This is a genomic window from Aestuariivirga sp. (assembly GCF_020252405.1).
In the GTDB taxonomy this organism is placed as follows: domain Bacteria; phylum Pseudomonadota; class Alphaproteobacteria; order Rhizobiales; family Aestuariivirgaceae; genus Aestuariivirga.
In genome coordinates, this window is the sequence record NZ_JADCDA010000056.1 from 1 (window position 1) to 19,212 (window position 19,212).

Below are 19,212 nucleotides of genomic sequence, written 5' to 3' on the forward strand. Positions count from 1 at the left end.
AGCCTACCACTGGGAAGTCGGCAGGGAAACCACGGCCTGACAGATGCGCGGTCGCAAGCCGCTTCCAGCCTACCACTGGGAAGTCGGCAGGGAAACCACGGCCCACATGGACGCCAATGCGATCAGGCCGCAAGCCTACCACTGGGAAGTCGGCAGGGAAACCACGGCGCTTTTCCTCAACCCACGCCTCCGCCCTCGAGCCTACCACTGGGAAGTCGGCAGGGAAACCACGGCCCCGGCTTCGAACGGTAACGGTGCTGATGAAGCCTACCACTGGGAAGTCGGCAGGGAAACCACGGCCCTATATGTGGCGCGCCGCTGTCCGCGACGAGCCTACCACTGGGAAGTCGGCAGGGAAACCACGGCCAACACCGTCCGGCGCGCCTTCCTGGTCAAAGCCTACCACTGGGAAGTCGGCAGGGAAACCACGGCTTTTCCGCGCTGCCCAACCCTTGCCGGAGGAGCCTACCACTGGGAAGTCGGCAGGGAAACCACGGCCTCCCGGAAGATCGAAGGCCGTCACGCAGCAGCCTACCACTGGGAAGTCGGCAGGGAAACCACGGCAGCAATGGTGTCGAGAAGGCCGGTTGGTTGAGCCTACCACTGGGAAGTCGGCAGGGAAACCACGGCTGGCTACGTGCGCGATCGCTGCGCCGGCATAGCCTACCACTGGGAAGTCGGCAGGGAAACCACGGCTCCATCGTATGCCAATCCCAGCCATTGGCGAGCCTACCACTGGGAAGTCGGCAGGGAAACCACGGCGTCGTGATGCGTTAAACTGATCAGGGGGGAAAACTGATTCCCGGCAAGCGGCGCGGATAAGCGGGAGGTGGGCCAGTCCCGGTAATCGTCGTAGCGCTTTGACACCCTCCACTGTCAGTCATGTTTTCCATCCAGTTTTGCAACTTTGCATCGATGGCATTGCAATCCATTGCGCTGACATCCGGAATGCAACGGCGGCAGCATGTGGCGGTTGCATGGGTTTGGTCATCCGCGTGGCTACGGCGGCATCGGTTTTGCAACATAAACGCAACTGCGCCCCCATGCGGAATGCAACGGCGGCAACATGTGGCGGTTGCATGGGTTTGGTCATCCGCGTGGCAACGGCGGCATCGGTTTTGCAACATAAACGCAACTGCGCCGCCATCCGGAATGCAACGGCGGCAGCATGTGGCGGTTGCATGGGTTTGGTCATCCGCGTGGCAACGGCGGCATCGGTCTTGCAACATAAATGCATCCGCGGAGCAACGGACGGCAGCAAGGTTGCCGCGCGTGGAAGGCGCCGGGTGGCGGGCTTTCGGGGGAGGTCGTCCTACTGCTCCTCCGCCCCCGGCTTGTCCTCGATGCCGTAGCGGTGGAGTTTGACGTAGAGGCTCTGGCGGGAGAGGCTCAGCATGTCCGCGGCACTGGCCCGGTTGTTGTCGGAGAGCTGCAGGGCGGCCTCGATGCACAGGCGCTCGATGATGTCGGTGGTCTCGCGCACCAGGTCCTTCAGCGGCACCTTGCCGACGAGCCTGGTCATTTCGTCCACCGAGCGCAGCAGGCTGCGCCGGGCGGGATCGGGCTCCGCCGCGCGGCGGCTGGCGCGCCTGATCGAGAAGCCGAAGCAGGAGGGCGCGGCGGGCGGCGTGGCCACGCCCGAGACCTCCACATCCTCCGTGGCGCCGAACTGGCCGCGCAGCACGGTCTGGAACTGGCGCACCGCGCCGTTTTCCGCCAGACTGTTGAAAAGAACGGACATATCGACGCCCGGCCGGCCCAGCCAGCGGTCAATCGGCTCGCCTCTCGCCTGCTCCTCCGAGCCCAGTTGCGCGGCATCGAGGAAGGCCGCATTGGCGGAAATGATGCGCCGCTCAAGGTCCGTCACCACGAAGGCCTCCGGCAGGTCCCGCACCGCATTGACCACGGCGGCCTGGCCCCTCGACACCACAATGCCGCTGGCGCCCGCCGCCATGGGCTGCAGCCGCATGAGATAGAAACTGGCGTTTTCCTGGCGGAAGATGGTGGCGGCGAGGACGGCCTGCTGCTGGCGGCCTTCCAGTGTGAGGGCTACGTCATCGGCCCGGCCGGTGGCGCGCAGGGCGGTCATCAGATCTTCGACGCGGGCCTGGTCGGGCCCGTCAAACATCCCGGCGAATTGCGAACCGGCAAGCCTTTTCAACGGCTTGTTCATCAGATTGGCGGCGGCCGCATTGGCCTCCACGATGCGGCCCGAGCGCTGGTCAACCACCGCGATCGCCTCGGAGGAGACCTGCATCAGCAGGCGGTAGCGCGTTTCGGCGTGGCGCAGTCTCGCATATTCCTGCTCGATCGACTGTTCGGCGGCCAGAAGCTTCTGCTGCACGGCGGCGACCTGGCGCAGGTCACGGCCGATGGCCACGAATTGCCCGCCGCCGCCGGCCTTCATCACGCAATAGCGCACCGGAATATCAGGGCCGTCGGCCTGCTGGTGGTTGATCTGGCGCCAGCGCGGCGGCAGGCCCAGGGCGGCCTCCTGCAGCATCTGCTCGATTTTGGGGCGGCTCTCGACGGTCGAGACCTCAAGCCAGCTCTTGCCGGGCCAGCTGGCGAAAAGCCCGGCGGGAAGCCCGGCGCTGGCGAAGATCCTGTCCGCCAGCGTGCCGTCCGGGTTGATGACCAGCGCGATGTCGGCGGCGGCCGACAGGAGCAGCGCGGACTCGCCTGCGTCCAGCTGCTGGAGCAGCCCGGCCAGACTGGCCTCCCGGTCCCTCGGCTGAGAGGGCGCGCTCTTGAGCGTCACGTCCTTGTCCTTCCATGAGCTGCGGCGGTTGGGAACATGCGTCACTCCGCACCCGCCAGGCTGCACCACTGATTGGCCTGGTTCACGGCATCGCGCGCGTCCATCACGATGGCGTCCGCGCCGATCTCGCCCGGGGCAATGTCCAGCCCATCGAACAGACCGCCGCCAACGGCCACCCGCAGCTGTCGGTTCCGTGCTGTGGGCCTCAGCCTCAGCGCCGCCTCGCGCAGGGCCGGGAGCAGCCGTTCGGTCGATAGGGAAAATCCAACGAAATCATAGAATTCTTCGGCCGCAAGGCGCGTAATGTCAGACGCAGACGCGGTGATGTGGACGCTCACCCTCCAGCCGGCGCGCAGCAGGTGCTCCTCAACCACGCGCAGGCCGAATGTGTGCTGTTCGCCCGGCGCCGGCACGAGCAGGGCATGGCCGCGCAGCTGGGCCCCGCCCGTGGCCGGCAGCCGGAACTGGCGCACCAGCTGCTGCAGCCTGGCCATGCCCAGCGTCACCTCCACGAAATCCCGGTGGTCCTCGCGCCAGTGCTCGCCCATCAGCCGCGCCGCCGGCGCGAGCAGGTCCAGCATCAGGTTTTCCGGCGATGCCCCGCCCGCCAGCAGCCTCTCCACCATCTGCTCGAATTCGGCCTCCCGGTCGTCAAACACCATGCCGGTGAAGCTTTCCACCAGCTCCAGCGAAACCGCCGGCACGCGGAATGGAGAGGCGTCGTTCAACCCTGCCCTCCCCGTGCGGCCAAACCTTCAAGCGTGCTCATGATGTCGCAAACCGCTCATGATGTCGCAAACCGCTCATGATGTCGCAAACCGCTCATGATGTCGCAAAACGCCCCTCATGTCGCAAAACACTCCTGATGTCGCAAAACACTCATGATGTCGCAAAACACTCATGATGTCACAAAACGCCCTGATGTCGCAAAACGCCCCTCATGTCGCAAAACACTCCTGATGTCGCAAAACGCCCCCTTGATGTCGCAAAACGCTCCTGATGTCGCAAAACGCTCCTGGTCCAAACCTTCTGCGCCAGCCCGGTGCTCTCGGTGGGGCATGACGAACGGCTGCCGGGGCATCACTCCAGCGCGGGACATTATGTACCAAAATCTGGACGTCAACAAGTATTGACACTTATTTTTATGGGGACTAGCCTCCGAACCAGGGCTGCAATCCTTCACCCCGCCCCCGGCGGGAGTGCAGCGGGCCCGGGAGAAGAGACAATGCAAGTGCTTGGCGGCCAGCACGAAATCCGGACGGGGCTTTACACCGACGCCCAGCGGAAACGGCGCGATTCCTCTCCCTGGACGCTGGTGCAGGCCGTTCTGGCTCCCCTCCAGTTTCTGGTTTTCCTGGTGAGTCTCGGACTCGTGTTGCGCACATTGCTGACGGGCGAAGGCGCTGGACTCGCCAATGCCTCGGTCATCCTCAAGACTATGCTGCTTTACACCATCATGGTGACGGGCTCTTTGTGGGAGAAGGACGTTTTCGGCAAATACCTCTTCGCGCCTGCCTTCTTCTGGGAGGACGTGGTGAGCTTCGGCGTTATCGCGCTGCACACCGCCTATCTGATCTGCCTGCTGAAGGGCTGGCTGACCGAGCAGGGTCTCATGTGGCTCGCCCTCGCGGCCTATGCCGCCTATGTCGCCAATGCCGCGCAGTTCCTGCTCAAACTCAGGGCCGCGCGGCTGCAATCGGCGGGAGCCACGTCATGAACCTCCCTTTCCGCGCGCCCTCCTCCGGCGGCTGCAATGACATTCCGATTCTGCGTGAGCGCGGCCAGCGCGAGGTGTTCTGCGGGCTCACCGGAATCGTGTGGCTGCACCGCAAGATACAGGACGCATTCTTCCTCGTCGTCGGCTCGCGCACCTGCGCGCATCTGATCCAGTCGGCCGCCGGCGTGATGATCTTCGCCGAGCCGCGCTTCGCCACCGCCATCATCGATGAGAGGGACCTTGCGGGCCTGTCCGAGATCGACGCCGAACTCGACCGCGTGGTGAACCGGCTGCTCGAGCGCCGCCCGGACATAAAGATGCTGTTCCTCGTGGGGTCCTGCCCGTCCGAGGTCATCAAGCTCGACTTGAAGCGCGCAGCCGCGCGCCTCTCGCAAACTCACTCCCCGAAGGTCCGTGTGCTGAATTATTCCGGCAGCGGAATCGAGACGACCTTCACGCAGGGAGAAGACGCCTGTTTAGCCGCGCTGGTACCCTTCTCCCCCCTTCCAGCAAACGGCTATGTGCCCCCGCTCCTTGTGGCGGGGGCACTCTCTGACGTGGCCGAAGACCAATTCCGCCGGATCTTCGCCGACATGGGGCTGAGCGACGTGGGCTTTCTGCCCGCGCGCACGGCGGGCACAATGCCCGCCATCGCGCCGGGCACAAGATACCTGCTCGCCCAGCCCTTCCTGAACGACACGGCCCGCGCACTGGACGAGCGTGGCGCGATCCACATTCCCGCTCCCTTCCCGCTCGGCGCGGAAGGCACCACGGGCTGGTTCCGGGCGGCGACCGATGCCTTTGGCATTTCCGAATCGAAGCTGCGGGCAGCCACGGAGGCCGGCCACATCCGCGCCAGGCTTGCCATGGAGCCGCAACGCGAGATGCTGGCAGGAAAGCGCATCTTCTTCTTTCCCGACTCGCAGCTGGAAATTCCACTGGCGCGATTCGTGTCTCAGGAACTCGGCATGGAGCCTGTGGAGGTGGGAACGCCCTATCTGCAGCGCGCCCATCTCGCCCAGGAAATTGGACAGCTTCCAGCCGGCACCATGGTGAGCGAGGGCCAGGATGTGGAAAAGCAGCTGGACCGTTGCCGTGCGGCGAAGCCGGACCTGGTGGTCTGCGGTCTTGGCCTTGCCAACCCGCTGGAAGCCGAGGGCTTCACCACCAAGTGGTCCATCGAACTCGTGTTCACGCCGATCCATGGCTATGAGCAGGCAGGCGACCTCGCCCGCCTGTTCTCGCGGCCCCTGGACCGCCGCACCAGGCTGGGGGTTTAAGCATGCAGCTCACCCTCTGGACCTATGAAGGCCCGCCGCATATCGGGGCCATGCGCATCGCCACCGCGATGGACGGTTTGCATTATGTGCTTCACGCGCCACAGGGCGACACCTACGCCGACTTGCTGTTCACCATGATCGAGCGCCGCAATGCGCGGCCGCCCGTCACCTACACAACCTTCCAGGCCCGCGATCTCGGCGGCGACACGGCGGAACTGTTCAAGACCGCAGCCGCCGACGCCTATGCGCGCTTCAAGCCCAAGGCGATGATCGTCGGCGCCTCCTGCACGGCGGAACTGATCCAGGACGATCCGGGAGGCCTCGCCAAGGCCTTGGCGCTGCCGATCCCGGTCATCCCCCTGGAGCTGCCCTCCTACCAGAAGAAGGAGAACTGGGGCGCTGCGGAGACCTTCTACCAGATCGTGCGCGGGCTCGCGCAGCCGCGCCGCGGGGCGGAGGTAAATCCGCGCTCCTGCAACATTCTAGGCCCCACGGCGCTGGGCTTCCGCCACCGCGATGACCTTGCAGAGATCGTGAAGCTGCTGGAAGGCATGGGCATTGCCGTCAATGTGGTCGCCCCGCTCGATGCGACGCCGGACGACATCCGCCGCATTCCCGACGCCGCATTCAACGTGGTGCTTTACCCCGAAACCGCCGAAACGGCCGGTCGCTGGCTGGAGCGCAACTTCAAGCAGCCGATGACCAGCGTCGTGCCCATCGGCGTTTCCGCCACGCGCGATTTCATCGCGCAGGTGGCGAAGCTGGCCGGGCTTGACGCGGATGCCGCCCTGAAGGCCGGCGGGTCGCGCCTGCCATGGTATTCGCGCTCGGTCGATTCGACCTATCTAACCGGCAAGCGCGTGTTCATCTTCGGCGATGCAACGCATGCCATGGCCGCCGCACGCATTGCGAGGGAAGAGCTTGGCTTCGAGGTCGTCGGGCTTGGCACCTACTCGCGCGAATTCGCCAGGCCGGTGCGCGAGGCGGCGCAGAAGCTGGGGCTCGAGGCGCTGATCACCGACGATTATCTCGAGGTCGAAGCCAAGGTCGCCGAACTGCAGCCCGAGCTGGTGCTCGGCACGCAGATGGAACGCCATATCGCGAAGAAACTGGGCTTTCCCTGCGCCGTGATCTCCGCACCCGTGCATGTGCAGGACTTCCCCGCCCGCTATTCGCCGCAGATGGGCTTTGAAGGCGCCAACGTCATATTCGACAGCTGGGTGCACCCCCTGATGATGGGACTCGAGGAGCATCTCCTCCACATGTTCCGCAATGACTTCGAGTTCAACGACAAGGCTGCCGCCTCGCACCTCGGCCATGGCGCCGCCAAGCCCGCCGCCGCCCCCGCGAATTCCACCCCGCCCGCCCAGGGCGGCTGGGCGCCCGAAGCCGAGAAGGAATTGCAGAAAGTTCCCTTCTTCGTGCGCGGCAAGGCGCGCCGCAATACCGAACGCTTCGCCACCGAGCGCGGCATCAACCTCATCACCATCGAGACGCTGTATGATGCCAAAGCACACTACAGCCGATAGGGCGAATGCCCATGTGGTGATCGTCACCCTCGACAACCACATCACGGGGGCGGTGGCCCGCGTCAACGCGCAGCTGGCGCGGGAAATGCCGGGGCTTACGCTGTCGGTCCATGCAGCCTCGAGCTGGGGCGCCAGCCCGGATTCGCTTGCCGCCTGCATCGAGGACATCGGCAAGGGTGACATCATTATCGCCACCATGCTGTTCATGGAAGATCACATCCAGGCGGTGATGCCCGCACTCCAGGCGCGGCGCGACGCCTGCGACGCCATGGTGTGCTTCATGTCGGCAGGCGAGGTGATCAAGCTCACCCGCGCCGGTCGCTTTGCGATGAACGGCAGCCAGGGCGCCATTGTCAACCTGCTGAAGAAGCTGCGCGGGTCGAAGACCAACAAGGACACCGAGAAGGCCACGGCCGGCCAAAAGCAGCTTGCCATGCTGAAGCGGCTGCCCAAGATCCTGCGCTTCATCCCCGGCTCCGCCCAGGACATGCGCGCCTATTTCCTCGCCATGCAATACTGGCTGGCGGGGTCGGAAGAAAACATCGGGCAGATGGTCCGCTTCCTCGTCTCGAGATTTGCGGAAGGGCCGCGCAGAAGCCTGCGCGGCATTTCCTATCGCGAGCCGCAGACCTATCCGGAAGTGGGCGTCTATCACCCGCGGCTTGCCACGCGCATGAGCGAGACGGCGGATGCCCTGCCCTCACCGCCCACCGTTCGCAAGGGCACGGTTGGCCTCCTCCTGATGCGCTCCTATGTGCTGTCAGGCGACACGGCCCATTATGACGGGGTGATCGCGGCCTTCGAATCGCGCGGCCTGAAGGTGATCCCGGCCTTCGCCACTGGCCTCGACCAGCGCCCGGCGATCGAACGCTTCTTCATGAAGAACGGCAAGCCGGCGATCGACGCGCTGGTCTCGCTTTCGGGTTTCTCGCTGGTGGGCGGACCCGCCTATAACGACGCGCGCGCCGCCGAAGACATGCTGGTCAAGCTGGACGTGCCCTATCTCGCTGCCCAGCCCGTCGAGTTCCAGACGCTCGAGGAATGGGAAGAGTCCGAACGCGGGCTGCACCCGATCGAGACCACCATGATGATCGCCATTCCCGAACTCGACGGCGCCGGCGGCGGCGTGGTGTTCGGCGGCCGCTCGGTGGCCGACCATGGCGAACGCGGCATGAGGGTTCATGCCGAGCGGGCCTCGATGCTGGCGTCACGCGTGGCCAAGCAGGTGGCGCTGCGGCTCACGGCAAAGGCTGAACGCAAGATCGCCATCGTGCTGTTCAACTTCCCGCCAAATGCCGGCGCCGTCGGCACCGCGGCCTTCCTCTCGGTGTTCGAATCGCTGTTCAACACGCTCACCGCCATGAAGGCCGATGGCTATGACGTCGAGGTTCCGGCCAGCGTCGATGAACTGCAGGCGCGCATCCTGAAGGGCAATGCTGAGCGGTTCGGCTCGGATGCCAATGTCATTCACCGGGTGCCCGCGGACGATCACGTGCGGCGCGAAACCCACCTCCGCGAGATCGAGGCCCAGTGGGGCCCTGCCCCCGGCCGCCAGCAAGCCGATGGCTCGTCCATCCATGTGCTGGGCGAGCGTTTCGGCAATGTGCTGGTCGGCATCCAGCCGGCCTTCGGCTATGAGGGCGACCCGATGCGGCTGCTCTTCGAGAAGAGCTTCACGCCCACCCATGCCTTCTCCGCGTTCTACCGCTATCTGCGTGAGGATTTCGGCGCCAGTGCCGTTCTGCACTTCGGCACCCATGGCGCGCTTGAGTTCATGCCGGGCAAGCAGTCCGGTCTCTCCGCCCAGTGCTGGCCCGACCGGCTGATCGGCGACCTGCCGAATCTCTATCTCTATGCCGCCAATAACCCCTCGGAAGGCGCCATTGCCAAGCGCCGCGCGGGGGCCACGTTGGTCAGCTACCTGACGCCGCCGCTCGCCCAGGCCGGCCTCTACCGCGGCCTCGCCGACCTCAAGGCCTCGATCGGTCGCTGGCGCGGGCTGGACCCCACCGCAGCCGAGCGCCATGACCTCGCCCTCCTCATCCAGGCCCAGGCGGCGACGGTGGACCTCGCGGCGGCAGAACCGGAATGGGATGACGCAGAAGTCCAGGTCCGCGCGCTGCAGCAGCAAATCCTCGAACTTGAGTATACGCTGATCCCGCACGGCCTGCACGTCGTCGGCCAGGCGATGGACGCGGAGGCCCGTCGCGAGACGCTGGCGAGCGTTGCCGAGGCAGGCACTGCCACTGACCTCGCGGAGATGGACCGTCTGCTCTCGGAAGACCACGAGATCTCCGGGTTGCTCAAGGCGCTTGACGCGCGCTTTATCCGCCCGGTTGCGGGTGGCGACCTGATCCGCTCGCCCGATATCCTGCCGACGGGGCGCAACCTCCATGGCTTCGACCCGTTCCGCATCCCCTCCGCCTTCGCGGTGAAGGACGGCGCGCGCCAGGCGCAGCTGCTGCTCGACACCCATGTGGCCGCCGGCAAGCCGCTGCCCGAAACCGTGGCGCTGGTGCTGTGGGGCACGGACAACCTGAAGAGCGAGGGCGGTCCGATCGCCCAGGCCCTCGCCCTGCTCGGCGCAGCACCGCGTTTCGACAGTTTCGGACGCCTGTGCGGCGCCAGTCTGCTTGCACTCGAAGAGCTGGGCCGGCCGCGCATCGACGTGATGCTCACACTCTCCGGCATCTTCCGCGACCTGCTGCCGCTGCAGACGCGCATGCTGGCGGAGGCCTGCTGGCTGGCCGCTTCGGCAGACGAGCCGGAGACACTGAATTTCGTGCGCAAGCACGCCCGGGAACACATGAAGACTACAGGTTGCGGCCTCGAGACCGCGGCGCTGCGCGTCTTCTCCAACGCCGATGGCGCCTATGGGTCCAACGTCAACATGCTCGTCGACAGCGGCCGCTGGGAAGACGGGGATGAGCTTGGCGATCTCTTCGCCAAGCGCAAGAGCTTCGCCCATGGCCGCGATGGCCAAGTCGCCCAGCAGCCGGCGCTGATGGCATCGGTTCTGTCCGGCGTCGACCTTGCCTATCAGAACCTCGAGAGCGTCGAACTCGGCGTCACAACCATCGATCACTACTTCGACTCGCTCGGCGGCATCAGCCGCGCGGCGGAGAAGCAGCGTGGCGAGGCGGTGCCCGTCTATATCGGCGACCAGACGCGCGGCGTCGGCGTGGTGCGGACGCTGGCCGACCAGGTGGCGCTCGAAAGCCGCACCCGCGTGCTGAATCCCAAGTGGTACGAGGGCATGCTGAAGCACGGCCATGAGGGCGTTCGCCACATCGAATGCCACCTCACCAACACGGTGGGCTGGTCGGCCACCACCGGACAGGTTGCGCCCTGGGTTTACCAGCAGTTCACCCAGACCTATGTGCTGGACGAAACGATGCGCGACCAGCTCGCCTCGCTGAACCCGAAGGCTGCGATGAAAGTCGTCAACAGATTGCTCGAAGCGCAGCGGCGCGACTTCTGGTCGCCCGACGCGGAAACCCTCGCGGCGCTCGAACGCGCCGGGGAAGAACTCGAAGACAGGCTTGAAGGCATTGGGGTGGAGGTTGCGGCATGACATTGGTGATTGATCGCAAGCCACGGGTGGCTCAGCGCGGAGACGGCGAGGGCAGCGTGCAGGTACACCTTGACCCCACCGCCACCATCGGCGCCGCGAAGGTGTTCTCGGTCTATGGCAAGGGCGGCATCGGCAAGAGCACGACATCATCGAACCTCTCGGTTGCCTTCTCGAAACTCGGCAAGCGGGTGTTGCAGATCGGTTGCGACCCCAAGCATGACTCGACCTTCACGCTGACCAAGAGCCTTGTGCCGACCGTCATCGATATTCTGGAGCAGGTTGAGTTTCACTCCGAAGAACTGCGCCCCGAGGATTTCGTGTTCCAGGGCTACAACGGCGTGATGTGCGTCGAGGCCGGCGGGCCGCCGGCCGGCACGGGCTGCGGGGGCTATGTCGTCGGGCAGACGGTGAAGCTGCTGAAGGAGCACCACCTGCTGGAAGACACGGACGTGGTGATCTTCGACGTGCTGGGCGACGTGGTGTGCGGCGGCTTCGCCTCCCCCCTGCAGCATGCCGACCGGGCGCTGATCGTGACGGCCAACGACTTCGATTCGATCTTCGCCATGAACCGCATCGTGGCGGCGATCAACGCCAAGGCGAAAAATTATGGCGTGCGCGTGGGTGGGGTCATCGCCAACCGCTCCAAGGACACAGATCAGATCGACCGCTTCGCGGAGGCCACCGGCCTCAAGCGCATCGCGCACCTGCCGGACGTCGATGCGATCCGGCTGAGCCGGCTCAAGAAGTCGACGCTGTTCGAGATGCCCTCCTCGCCGGAAGTCGATCACGTGCAGAACGAGTACATGCGCCTCGCGGCACAGCTCTGGGCGGGTTACGAACCCTGCGAGGCGAGATCCATGAAGGACCGCGACATCTTCGATTTCCTGGGGTTCGACTGATGAGCGACAGCTACCTCGAGCGGCGCGGCGAGATCGAAACCTACTTCGACCGGACAGCCGCGCGCACCTGGCAGATACTGACATCTGACGCGCCGGTGAGCGGCATTCGCGCCACGGTGCGCGCCGGCCGCGACCGGATGCGCGCGACGCTCCTCTCCTTCCTGCCCGCGGACCTGCGCGGCGCGCGCATTCTCGATGCCGGCTGCGGCACGGGTGCGCTTGCCGTCGAGGCGGCAAGGCGCGGCGCGGATGTGACGGCGGTGGACATCTCTCCCACTCTCATCGGCATCGCCAGGGAACGGCTGCCGGAGAAGCTGGGGCATGGCCGCATCCAGTTCATTGCCGGCGATATGCTGGACAGGAAACACGGCGCCTTCGACCACATCGTTGCGATGGACTCGCTCATCCACTACAGCCTGCCCGACATGATCGGCATGCTGACACGGCTTGCCGCAATGAGCCGCAGCGGCGTGCACTTCACCTATGCTCCGCGCACGCCGGCACTCGCCGCAATGCATTTCGCAGGCAAAGCCTTTCCGCGCGGCGACCGCTCGCCCCGTATCGTCCCGCATGCCACCGCGGCGCTGTACAAGGCCATCGGCGGCTCCGGGCAGCTCGCCGACTGGCGGCCCGGTCGCAATGCGCGCGTCTCCAGCGGCTTCTACATCTCCCATGCGCAGGAGCTGAAGCGCATATGATGATGATCAACCGCAGGATGATTTCGGCGCTGCAGCAGGTCGGACCGCGATTTCTGCCCTTCGCCGATGCCGCGACCAGGGACCTGCCCTTGTCGCGCCTCTTGCGGCTGTCGCTGTTCCAGGTCTCCGTCGGCATGGCGATGGTGCTGCTGACCGGCACGCTGAACCGCGTGATGATCGTCGAACTCGGCGTTTCCGCCTGGCTTGTGGGACTCATGGTGTCGATCCCGGTGCTGATCGCCCCCTTCCGCGCCCTGATCGGTTTCAAATCGGACACTCACAAATCGGTGCTCGGCTGGCGGCGCGTGCCCTATATCTGGTTCGGTACGATGATGCAGTTCGGCGGCTTCGCCATCCTGCCCTTCGCATTGCTGGTGCTCACCGGAAACGGCCACGGCCCCGCGGTATGGGGCGAAGCGGGCGCGGCGCTGGCCTTCCTGCTGATCGGCGCCGGCATCAACACCACGCAGACAGCCGGCCTGGCGCTGGCCAATGACCTCGCTTCAGCGGAGACGAGACCGCGCGTCGTCGCCCTGCTCTATGTGATGCTTCTCTTCGGCATGGTGGCGAGCGCGCTCGTCTTCGGCAGCCTGCTGCATGATTTCACCGCAAAGCAGCTGATCCAGATCATCCAGGGCGTCGCCGTCCTCACCGTGGTGCTGAACACCATCGCCATGTGGAAACAGGAAGCCCGCAACTCGCCGCTCGCTTCGGAGGATGCGGCAACCATCAGCTTTGGCGAAGCCTGGCGGCGGTTCAGCGCGGCGGGCCGCGCCAAGCGCCTGCTGATCGGCGTGGGACTGGGCTCCGCCGCCTTCTCGATGCAGGACATCTTGCTGGAGCCCTTCGGCGGGCAGGTGTTCGGGCTCAGTGTTGGGGAGACAACCTGGCTCACCGCAACCATGGCGCTGGGCACGCTCGCGGGTTTTGCGATTTCGGCGCGGCGGCTGGGCAAAGGTGGCGATCCCTGCCGGCTCGCCTCCGTGGGCATTCTCGTCGGCATCTTTGCCTTCGCAGCCGTCATCTTTTCTCCCCTGCTCGGACTTGTCTCGCTGTTTCAGACCGGCGTCTTCTTCATTGGGCTGGGCGGTGGCCTTTTCTCGGTGGGCATGCTGACGGCTGCGATGGACCTCGCCTCCAGCGGCGCGGGCGCCATGAGCGGCTTTGCACTTGGCACCTGGGGTGGCGTGCAGGCGACGGCTGCCGGGATCGGCGTGGGCATCAGCGGCATGCTGCGCGACGCAGTGTCGGATCTTGCGATGCACGGCAAGCTTGGCTCCGCCACCACCGGTCCTGCCGCAGGTTATGTGACCGTCTACCAGATCGAAATCGTGCTTCTGTTCGCAACGCTTGCCGTTATCGGCCCCCTGGTGCGCGGCGGCAAACGCTCCACGAGACAGCCGGGCTTCGGCCTGGCGCAATATCCAGGCTGACCGAAGGAGAGAACCCATGTCCGCAGCCTTCACCCAGTACATCGATGTCGCCCAGGTCGTGCTCTACGTGTTCTGGGGATTTCTCGCGGCGATCATCATCTACCTCCACCGCGAGGGCAAGCGCGAGGGCTATCCACTGGAGTCAGAGCGCTCCGCCAATGTTACGGTGCAGGGCTGGCCGGCAGTGCCCGCGCCCAAGACCTATCTTCTCGCCGACGGCAGCACTGTTCAGGCGCCGCGCGCCGAGCCTTATGACGGCCGGCCGGTTAAGGCCACACCCATCGGCCCATGGCCGGGCGCGCCGCTGGAGCCCGATGGCGACCCGATGGCGGATGGCGTCGGGCCCGCCTCCTATGCCGAACGCAAGGACATTCCGGATGCGCTGTTCACCGGCGAACCGAAGCTCTCGCCCTTGCGCAACAACCCGGACTGGCACGTGGAGGAGCGCGACCCCGACCCGCGCGGCATGCCGGTGATCGGCTGCGACGGCAAGCAGGGCGGCACAGTGAAGGATGTGTGGGTGGACCGCTCGGAATACATCATGCGCTACCTCGAAGTCGAAGTGAGCGACAAGGAAGGCCGCACCCGCAACGTCCTGCTGCCGACAACACTGGCCCGCATCTGGGGCGGCAAGAAGCGCATCGAGGTCAAGTCCATCACTTCAAAGCAGTTCATCAAGGTGCCGGCACTTCGCAACCCGGATGTCGTCACAAGGCTCGAGGAAGACAAGATTTGCGCCTTCTACGCCGGCGGCCACCTCTATGCCACCGCTGACCGTGCCGAGCCCCTGGTATGACCGGGCATCACGACGATTTCGACTTCGAACCGGTCCGGGGCCTGCCGCAAATGCTGCCGCAGGGCGAACGCCTGCTGTGGCAAGGTGCGCCGCGCTGGCAGGACCTCGCGGTTCATGCCTTCCATGTGCGCAAGGTGATCTGGTATTTCGCCGGCCTCACGCTGCTCGCCGGAGCGCTGCGCTTTGCCGAGGGCGGGAGCCTTGCCTATGCAGCCCGTCCGTTCCAGTGGCTGATGCCGATGGGACTGGTGGCTGCGGCGCTCCTCTCCGGCCTTGCCTGGCTGAGCGCGCGGACGACCGTCTACACCATCACGACGAAGCGCGTGGTGATGCGAATCGGCATGGCCCTGCCCGTGACGCTGAACGTGCCCTTCAGCCAGATCGACGGCGCGTCCCTCCGGGTCTTCGGCAATGGCTCCGGCGACATCCCGCTGAAGGTGACGAAGAAGGAACGCATCGCCTATCTTCTGCTGTGGCCCCATGCGCGGCCCTTCAACTTCGCGCATCCGCAGCCCTGCCTGCGCTGCGTGCCGAGGGCCGATGACGTGGCCAGCCTGCTCGCGGCTGCGCTGACCGGCACGGCCATAGCGCCAATCGCCTTAGAAGTCCCGGACCATCGTCCGGTCAAGACCGGCCAGCCGGTGGCCGCATGAGAACCGCAACGGCCCAGCACCCGGTCCGCGGCCTCCGGCTGCACCCCGCAGCAATCGCGGCGGCCGCCATGGTGTTGGCGGCTCTGCTCGCCGTTTTGGCAGCGCGCGTCGGCGGCTATTCGCCCGTGCAGAGCCTCGGAACTCCGGAGGTGGTGCATAGCCGTCTGCTGCGCTTCGAGAGCGATGCGCAAGGCGTTGCCGTCATTGACGCCACCACGGGCGCCATCATTACACACACCAGCGCCGAGGGCTTCATCCCCGGCGTGCTGCGCGGGCTGAACCGCATGCGCCAGACCCAGCAGGCGAGGGCGACCGACGCCTATCGCCTCGACTATTTGAGCAACGGGCAGCTGCTGCTGATCGACACCGCCTCCGGCATATCGCTCGACCTCGCGGCCTATGGCCGTGAGAATGCCGCTTCCTTCCTCCGCTTCCTTCCAACGACAGGAGACCAGGGCTGATGCTGAACATCTTAACGCCGGACAGGCAAGACGTGATGTGCACCGTGCGCGTTGTAAACACCTTCGAGAGCCTCGGCGCGCATGTGGAATTGGATGACGGCATAACGGTGGAACCGGGCGACGAGGTGCTCGTCCACGGCAAGCCGATCATCGTGCCCTATGGCGAGTCCGCGATCGAGCGCCGCAAGGCCACGATCACACGGGCCAACTGGCTCGAACGCAAATGGGTGAAGCTCACGGGCGATCTGGAATTCATGGAACTGCTTGAGTTCAGCTTTTCGGGGGAGGAGCTCTAATGACCATCGAAACACTGGGCATCAGGCCCGCGGACACGCTCGCCAAGGCACAGGAATCGACGGTGCTGAGCCCGCGCTTCTACACCACCGACTTCGAGGCTCTTGACAAGCTTGACGTAACGCCCGTCCGCGAGGAGTGGGACAAGCTCATCGCCGAGATGCAGTCCGACCCCAACAAGGGCCACTTCAAGCGCAACGCCGAATGGGATCATGTCGACCTTGCAGCGCTTCCCGAGGGTCTGCGCCGCGAGCTCGTCGACTTCCTGGTGAGCTCACTCACGGCGGAATTCTCCGGCTGCGTGCTTTATTCTGAAATGCGCAAGCGCGGCACGAACCCGGATCTGTGCGAACTTTTCCGCCTGATGGCGCGCGACGAAGGCCGGCATGCCGGCTTCATCAACGACACGCTGAAGGACTTCGGGCTCGGCGTCGATCTGGGCTTCCTGACCAAGACCAAGAAATACACCTTCTTCCGCCCCAAGTTCATCTTCTACGCAACCTACCTCTCGGAGAAGATCGGCTATGCGCGCTATATCACCATCTTCCGGCACCTGCAGCAGCACCCGGAGAAGCGCATCCACCCGATTTTCAAGTGGTTCGAGCAATGGTGCAATGACGAGTTCCGCCATGGCGAGGCCTTCGCGCTGCTGATGCGGGCGCATCCCGAGCTGCTCTCCGGCCTCAACAAGCTGTGGGTGAAGTTCTTCCTCATGGCGGTCTTCGCCACCATGTATGTGCGCGATCACCAGCGGCCGCATTTCCATGAGGCCATGGGGATCGATCCCACCGAATATGGCTTCAAGGTCTTCAAGATAACCTCCGAGATTTCCCGCCAGGTCTTCCCGCTGGAACTCGACATCGACAACCCGGCTTTTTTCGCGGGCCTCGAGAAATTGCGGAAGATCAACGACCGCGCCGCCGTCTGGCAGAAAAAAGGCGGCGTGACAGCGAGGCTGGGAAAGGCATGGACGGCCGTGGCGGCGGGCGCAACCCTGGTGCGCCTCTTCCTTATCCCATCCAAGTCCAACGAACTTCCCGCCGGCATTCGCCTCGCGCCCACCTGGTGACCGGATGGATTACGCGCTGCCCATCGCCTATGCCCTGCTCCTCTGGTGGTTCGCCACCGGGCTGATCTTCTATCTCGATCAGCTTCCGGTCCGGACCTTCAGGTGGAGCATGGCGGGCGGCACGGCGGTGCTGGCGGCCGCATTGTGGGCGATGTGGACGCAACGGGACGATGCGTCCCTGCTGTCCGTCTATGCCGCCTTCACCGCCGGCGTTCTCGCCTGGGGCTGGCAGGAGCTGAGCCTTTACACCGGCTATGTCACAGGGCCGCGCAAAACCTCCTGCCCGGCCGGATGCTCCGGCTGGCGGCACTTCGGCCACGCGCTGGGCGTGAACCTGTGGCACGAAATCGCTATCGCGGCGGTGGCGCTGGCCATCTGGGGTCTCTGTGGAGAAGCTGTGAACAACTGGGGCCTTTGGGCCTATCTGCTGTTGTGGGCCATGCATCTCTCCGCGAGGCTTAACGTGTTCCTTGGTGTGCGCAATGTGTCGGAGCAGTTCGTGCCCGCGCACATGGCGGTGCTGAAGAGCTTCTTGACGCGCAAGCCCATGAATTTGCTGTTTCCTTTCTCGATTTCGGCGGCCACAATTGGTGCTGTCCTGCTGTTCCAGCAGGCCTATGCCGCCGATCTGGCGGAGGAGCGCGCCGGCTGGTCGCTGCTCGCCGCGCTGGCCACCCTCGCCCTTTTCGAGCACTGGATGCTGATGCTGCCGCTGCCTGTGGAAAAGCTGTGGAATTGGAGCCTGCCCCGGCAGCGGGACGCGGCGAAATCGCGCAATTCCATATCCCCCAAGTTTGACTATACACCTCTCAAAGCCGCCCTCCGGAGTGCCCCCGATGGACTATGAAAGCTTCTTCCAGACAGAACTCGACGCGCTGAAGACCGAGGGCCGGTACCGCATTTTCGCCGATCTCGAGCGCAAGGCGGGCAGCTTCCCGAGGGCGACGCACCACGGAGCCGACAAGAAGGAGATCACCGTCTGGTGCTCCAACGATTATCTGGGCATGGGCCAGAACGCCGCTGTCACGGCGGCGATGCATGAAGCCCTGGACCGCTGCGGCGCTGGCGCGGGCGGCACGCGCAATATCTCCGGCACCAACCATTACCACGTCGAGCTCGAGCGCGAGCTTGCAGACCTGCACGGCAAGGAAGGCGCCCTGCTCTTCACCTCCGGCTATGTTTCTAACTGGGCCGCACTGGGCACGCTGGCCAGCTGCATTCCCGGCTGCATGGTGTTCTCGGACGCCGGCAACCATGCTTCGATGATCGAGGGCATCCGCCACAGCCGCGCCGAACGCCACATCTTCAGGCACAATGACCTGCATGATCTTGAGCGCCTGCTGAAGGCCGCCGATCCCTCCCGGCCGAAGCTGATTGCCTTCGAGTCGGTCTATTCGATGGATGGCGACATCGGTCCAATCAAGGAGATCTGCGACCTCGCCGAAAAATATGGCGCGATGACCTATCTCGACGAAGTGCACGCGGTCGGCATGTATGGGCCGCGCGGCGGCGGCATTGCCGAACGCGAGGGTCTGATGGACCGCGTCACCGTGATCGAAGGAACGCTCGGCAAGGCGTTCGGCGTGGTTGGCGGCTACATCACGGGCTCTGCCGCGCTGTGCGACTTTGTCCGCAGTTTTGCCTCGGGCTTCATCTTCACCACTGCGCTCCCGCCCCATTGCGCGGCAGGTGCGGCCGCCTCGATCCGCCACCTGAAAAACTCCCAGTTCGAGCGCATGCGCCACAAGGACCGTGTGGCGAAGCTCCGCAAGAAACTCGATCAGGCGGGCGTTCCCTACATGGCGAACAACAGCCACATCGTGCCGGTGATGGTGGGCGATGCGAAGAAGTGCAAGTGGATCAGCGACATCCTGCTGGAGAGGCACGGAATCTACATCCAGCCGATCAACTATCCCACCGTGCCGCGCGGCACGGAGCGGCTGCGCATCACGCCCACCCCGCTCCACACCGACACCGACATAGACCACCTTGTTTCCGCGCTTTCCGAACTCTGGTCGCAATGCGCGCTGGCCCGCGCGGTGGCCTGA

17 protein-coding genes and 1 CRISPR repeat array are annotated in these 19,212 nt (G+C 65.0%); of the genes, 14 read left to right on the plus strand and 3 right to left on the minus strand.

The window, feature by feature from the left end; translation table 11 throughout:
• Window positions 1-762: a CRISPR direct-repeat array (repeat unit 36 nt; unit sequence AGCCTACCACTGGGAAGTCGGCAGGGAAACCACGGC).
• A gap of 118 nt (window positions 763-880) precedes the next feature.
• From IOC69_RS09310 to IOC69_RS09320, 3 genes are all read right to left on the minus strand, one after another.
• A complete protein-coding gene (locus IOC69_RS09310; protein WP_290543271.1) occupies window positions 881-1,195 on the minus strand; it encodes a hypothetical protein in 315 nt (104 codons plus the stop codon).
• Between the two features lie 117 nt (window positions 1,196-1,312).
• Window positions 1,313-2,806, minus strand: coding sequence for a transcriptional regulator PpsR (gene ppsR / locus IOC69_RS09315; protein WP_290543272.1), 1,494 nt, complete (start codon window positions 2,804-2,806; stop codon window positions 1,313-1,315).
• Window positions 2,803-3,489, minus strand: a complete 687-nt coding sequence (locus tag IOC69_RS09320) for a B12-binding domain-containing protein (RefSeq protein ID WP_290543273.1) — start codon at window positions 3,487-3,489, stop codon at window positions 2,803-2,805. Before IOC69_RS09320 ends, ppsR begins: the two co-directional genes overlap by 4 nt.
• A gap of 497 nt (window positions 3,490-3,986) precedes the next feature.
• Here IOC69_RS09320 and bchF point away from each other — a divergent pair, with 497 nt between their 5' ends.
• From bchF to hemA, 14 genes are read left to right on the plus strand one after another with little or no spacing between them, the layout of a single operon-like run.
• The gene (gene bchF / locus IOC69_RS09325; protein WP_290543274.1) at window positions 3,987-4,478 is read left to right on the plus strand and encodes a 2-vinyl bacteriochlorophyllide hydratase; all 492 of its coding nucleotides are present in this window, start codon (window positions 3,987-3,989) and stop codon (window positions 4,476-4,478) included.
• Entirely contained in the window at window positions 4,475-5,758 is a 1,284-nt protein-coding gene (locus IOC69_RS09330) for a ferredoxin:protochlorophyllide reductase (ATP-dependent) subunit N (RefSeq protein ID WP_290543275.1), read from the plus strand. The genes bchF and IOC69_RS09330 overlap by 4 nt, the downstream gene beginning before the upstream one ends.
• Window positions 5,759-5,760: 2 nt before the next feature.
• The gene (gene bchB / locus IOC69_RS09335; RefSeq protein WP_290543276.1) at window positions 5,761-7,287 is read left to right on the plus strand and encodes a ferredoxin:protochlorophyllide reductase (ATP-dependent) subunit B; all 1,527 of its coding nucleotides are present in this window, start codon (window positions 5,761-5,763) and stop codon (window positions 7,285-7,287) included.
• Window positions 7,262-10,861: a magnesium chelatase subunit H gene (locus tag IOC69_RS09340; RefSeq protein ID WP_290543277.1), complete on the plus strand. Its 3,600-nt coding sequence runs from the start codon at window positions 7,262-7,264 to the stop codon at window positions 10,859-10,861. The genes bchB and IOC69_RS09340 overlap by 26 nt, the downstream gene beginning before the upstream one ends.
• The gene (gene bchL / locus IOC69_RS09345; protein WP_290543278.1) at window positions 10,858-11,760 is read left to right on the plus strand and encodes a ferredoxin:protochlorophyllide reductase (ATP-dependent) iron-sulfur ATP-binding protein; all 903 of its coding nucleotides are present in this window, start codon (window positions 10,858-10,860) and stop codon (window positions 11,758-11,760) included. Before IOC69_RS09340 ends, bchL begins: the two co-directional genes overlap by 4 nt.
• The gene (gene bchM, locus IOC69_RS09350; RefSeq protein WP_290543296.1) at window positions 11,757-12,458 is read left to right on the plus strand and encodes a magnesium protoporphyrin IX methyltransferase; all 702 of its coding nucleotides are present in this window, start codon (window positions 11,757-11,759) and stop codon (window positions 12,456-12,458) included. The genes bchL and bchM overlap by 4 nt, the downstream gene beginning before the upstream one ends.
• On the plus strand, window positions 12,455-13,891 hold the full coding sequence (locus tag IOC69_RS09355; protein WP_290543279.1) for a BCD family MFS transporter: 1,437 nt from the start codon (window positions 12,455-12,457) through the stop codon (window positions 13,889-13,891). Before bchM ends, IOC69_RS09355 begins: the two co-directional genes overlap by 4 nt.
• A gap of 16 nt (window positions 13,892-13,907) precedes the next feature.
• Entirely contained in the window at window positions 13,908-14,687 is a 780-nt protein-coding gene (gene puhA / locus IOC69_RS09360; protein ID WP_290543280.1) for a photosynthetic reaction center subunit H, read from the plus strand.
• On the plus strand, window positions 14,684-15,340 hold the full coding sequence (puhB, locus tag IOC69_RS09365; RefSeq protein ID WP_290543281.1) for a photosynthetic complex putative assembly protein PuhB: 657 nt from the start codon (window positions 14,684-14,686) through the stop codon (window positions 15,338-15,340). Before puhA ends, puhB begins: the two co-directional genes overlap by 4 nt.
• Complete coding sequence (gene puhC, locus IOC69_RS09370; protein ID WP_290543282.1) at window positions 15,337-15,801, plus strand: photosynthetic complex assembly protein PuhC; 465 nt, start codon at window positions 15,337-15,339, stop codon at window positions 15,799-15,801. Before puhB ends, puhC begins: the two co-directional genes overlap by 4 nt.
• Window positions 15,801-16,097 (plus strand): hypothetical protein, encoded by a 297-nt coding sequence (locus tag IOC69_RS09375; RefSeq protein ID WP_290543283.1) that lies wholly within the window; start codon window positions 15,801-15,803, stop codon window positions 16,095-16,097. Before puhC ends, IOC69_RS09375 begins: the two co-directional genes overlap by 1 nt.
• The gene (acsF, locus tag IOC69_RS09380) at window positions 16,097-17,164 is read left to right on the plus strand and encodes a magnesium-protoporphyrin IX monomethyl ester (oxidative) cyclase (protein WP_290543284.1); all 1,068 of its coding nucleotides are present in this window, start codon (window positions 16,097-16,099) and stop codon (window positions 17,162-17,164) included. Before IOC69_RS09375 ends, acsF begins: the two co-directional genes overlap by 1 nt.
• A 4-nt stretch (window positions 17,165-17,168) precedes the next feature.
• Window positions 17,169-18,011, plus strand: coding sequence for a putative photosynthetic complex assembly protein PuhE (gene puhE, locus IOC69_RS09385; RefSeq protein WP_290543285.1), 843 nt, complete (start codon window positions 17,169-17,171; stop codon window positions 18,009-18,011).
• The gene (hemA, locus tag IOC69_RS09390) at window positions 18,001-19,212 is read left to right on the plus strand and encodes a 5-aminolevulinate synthase (protein WP_290543286.1); all 1,212 of its coding nucleotides are present in this window, start codon (window positions 18,001-18,003) and stop codon (window positions 19,210-19,212) included. The genes puhE and hemA overlap by 11 nt, the downstream gene beginning before the upstream one ends.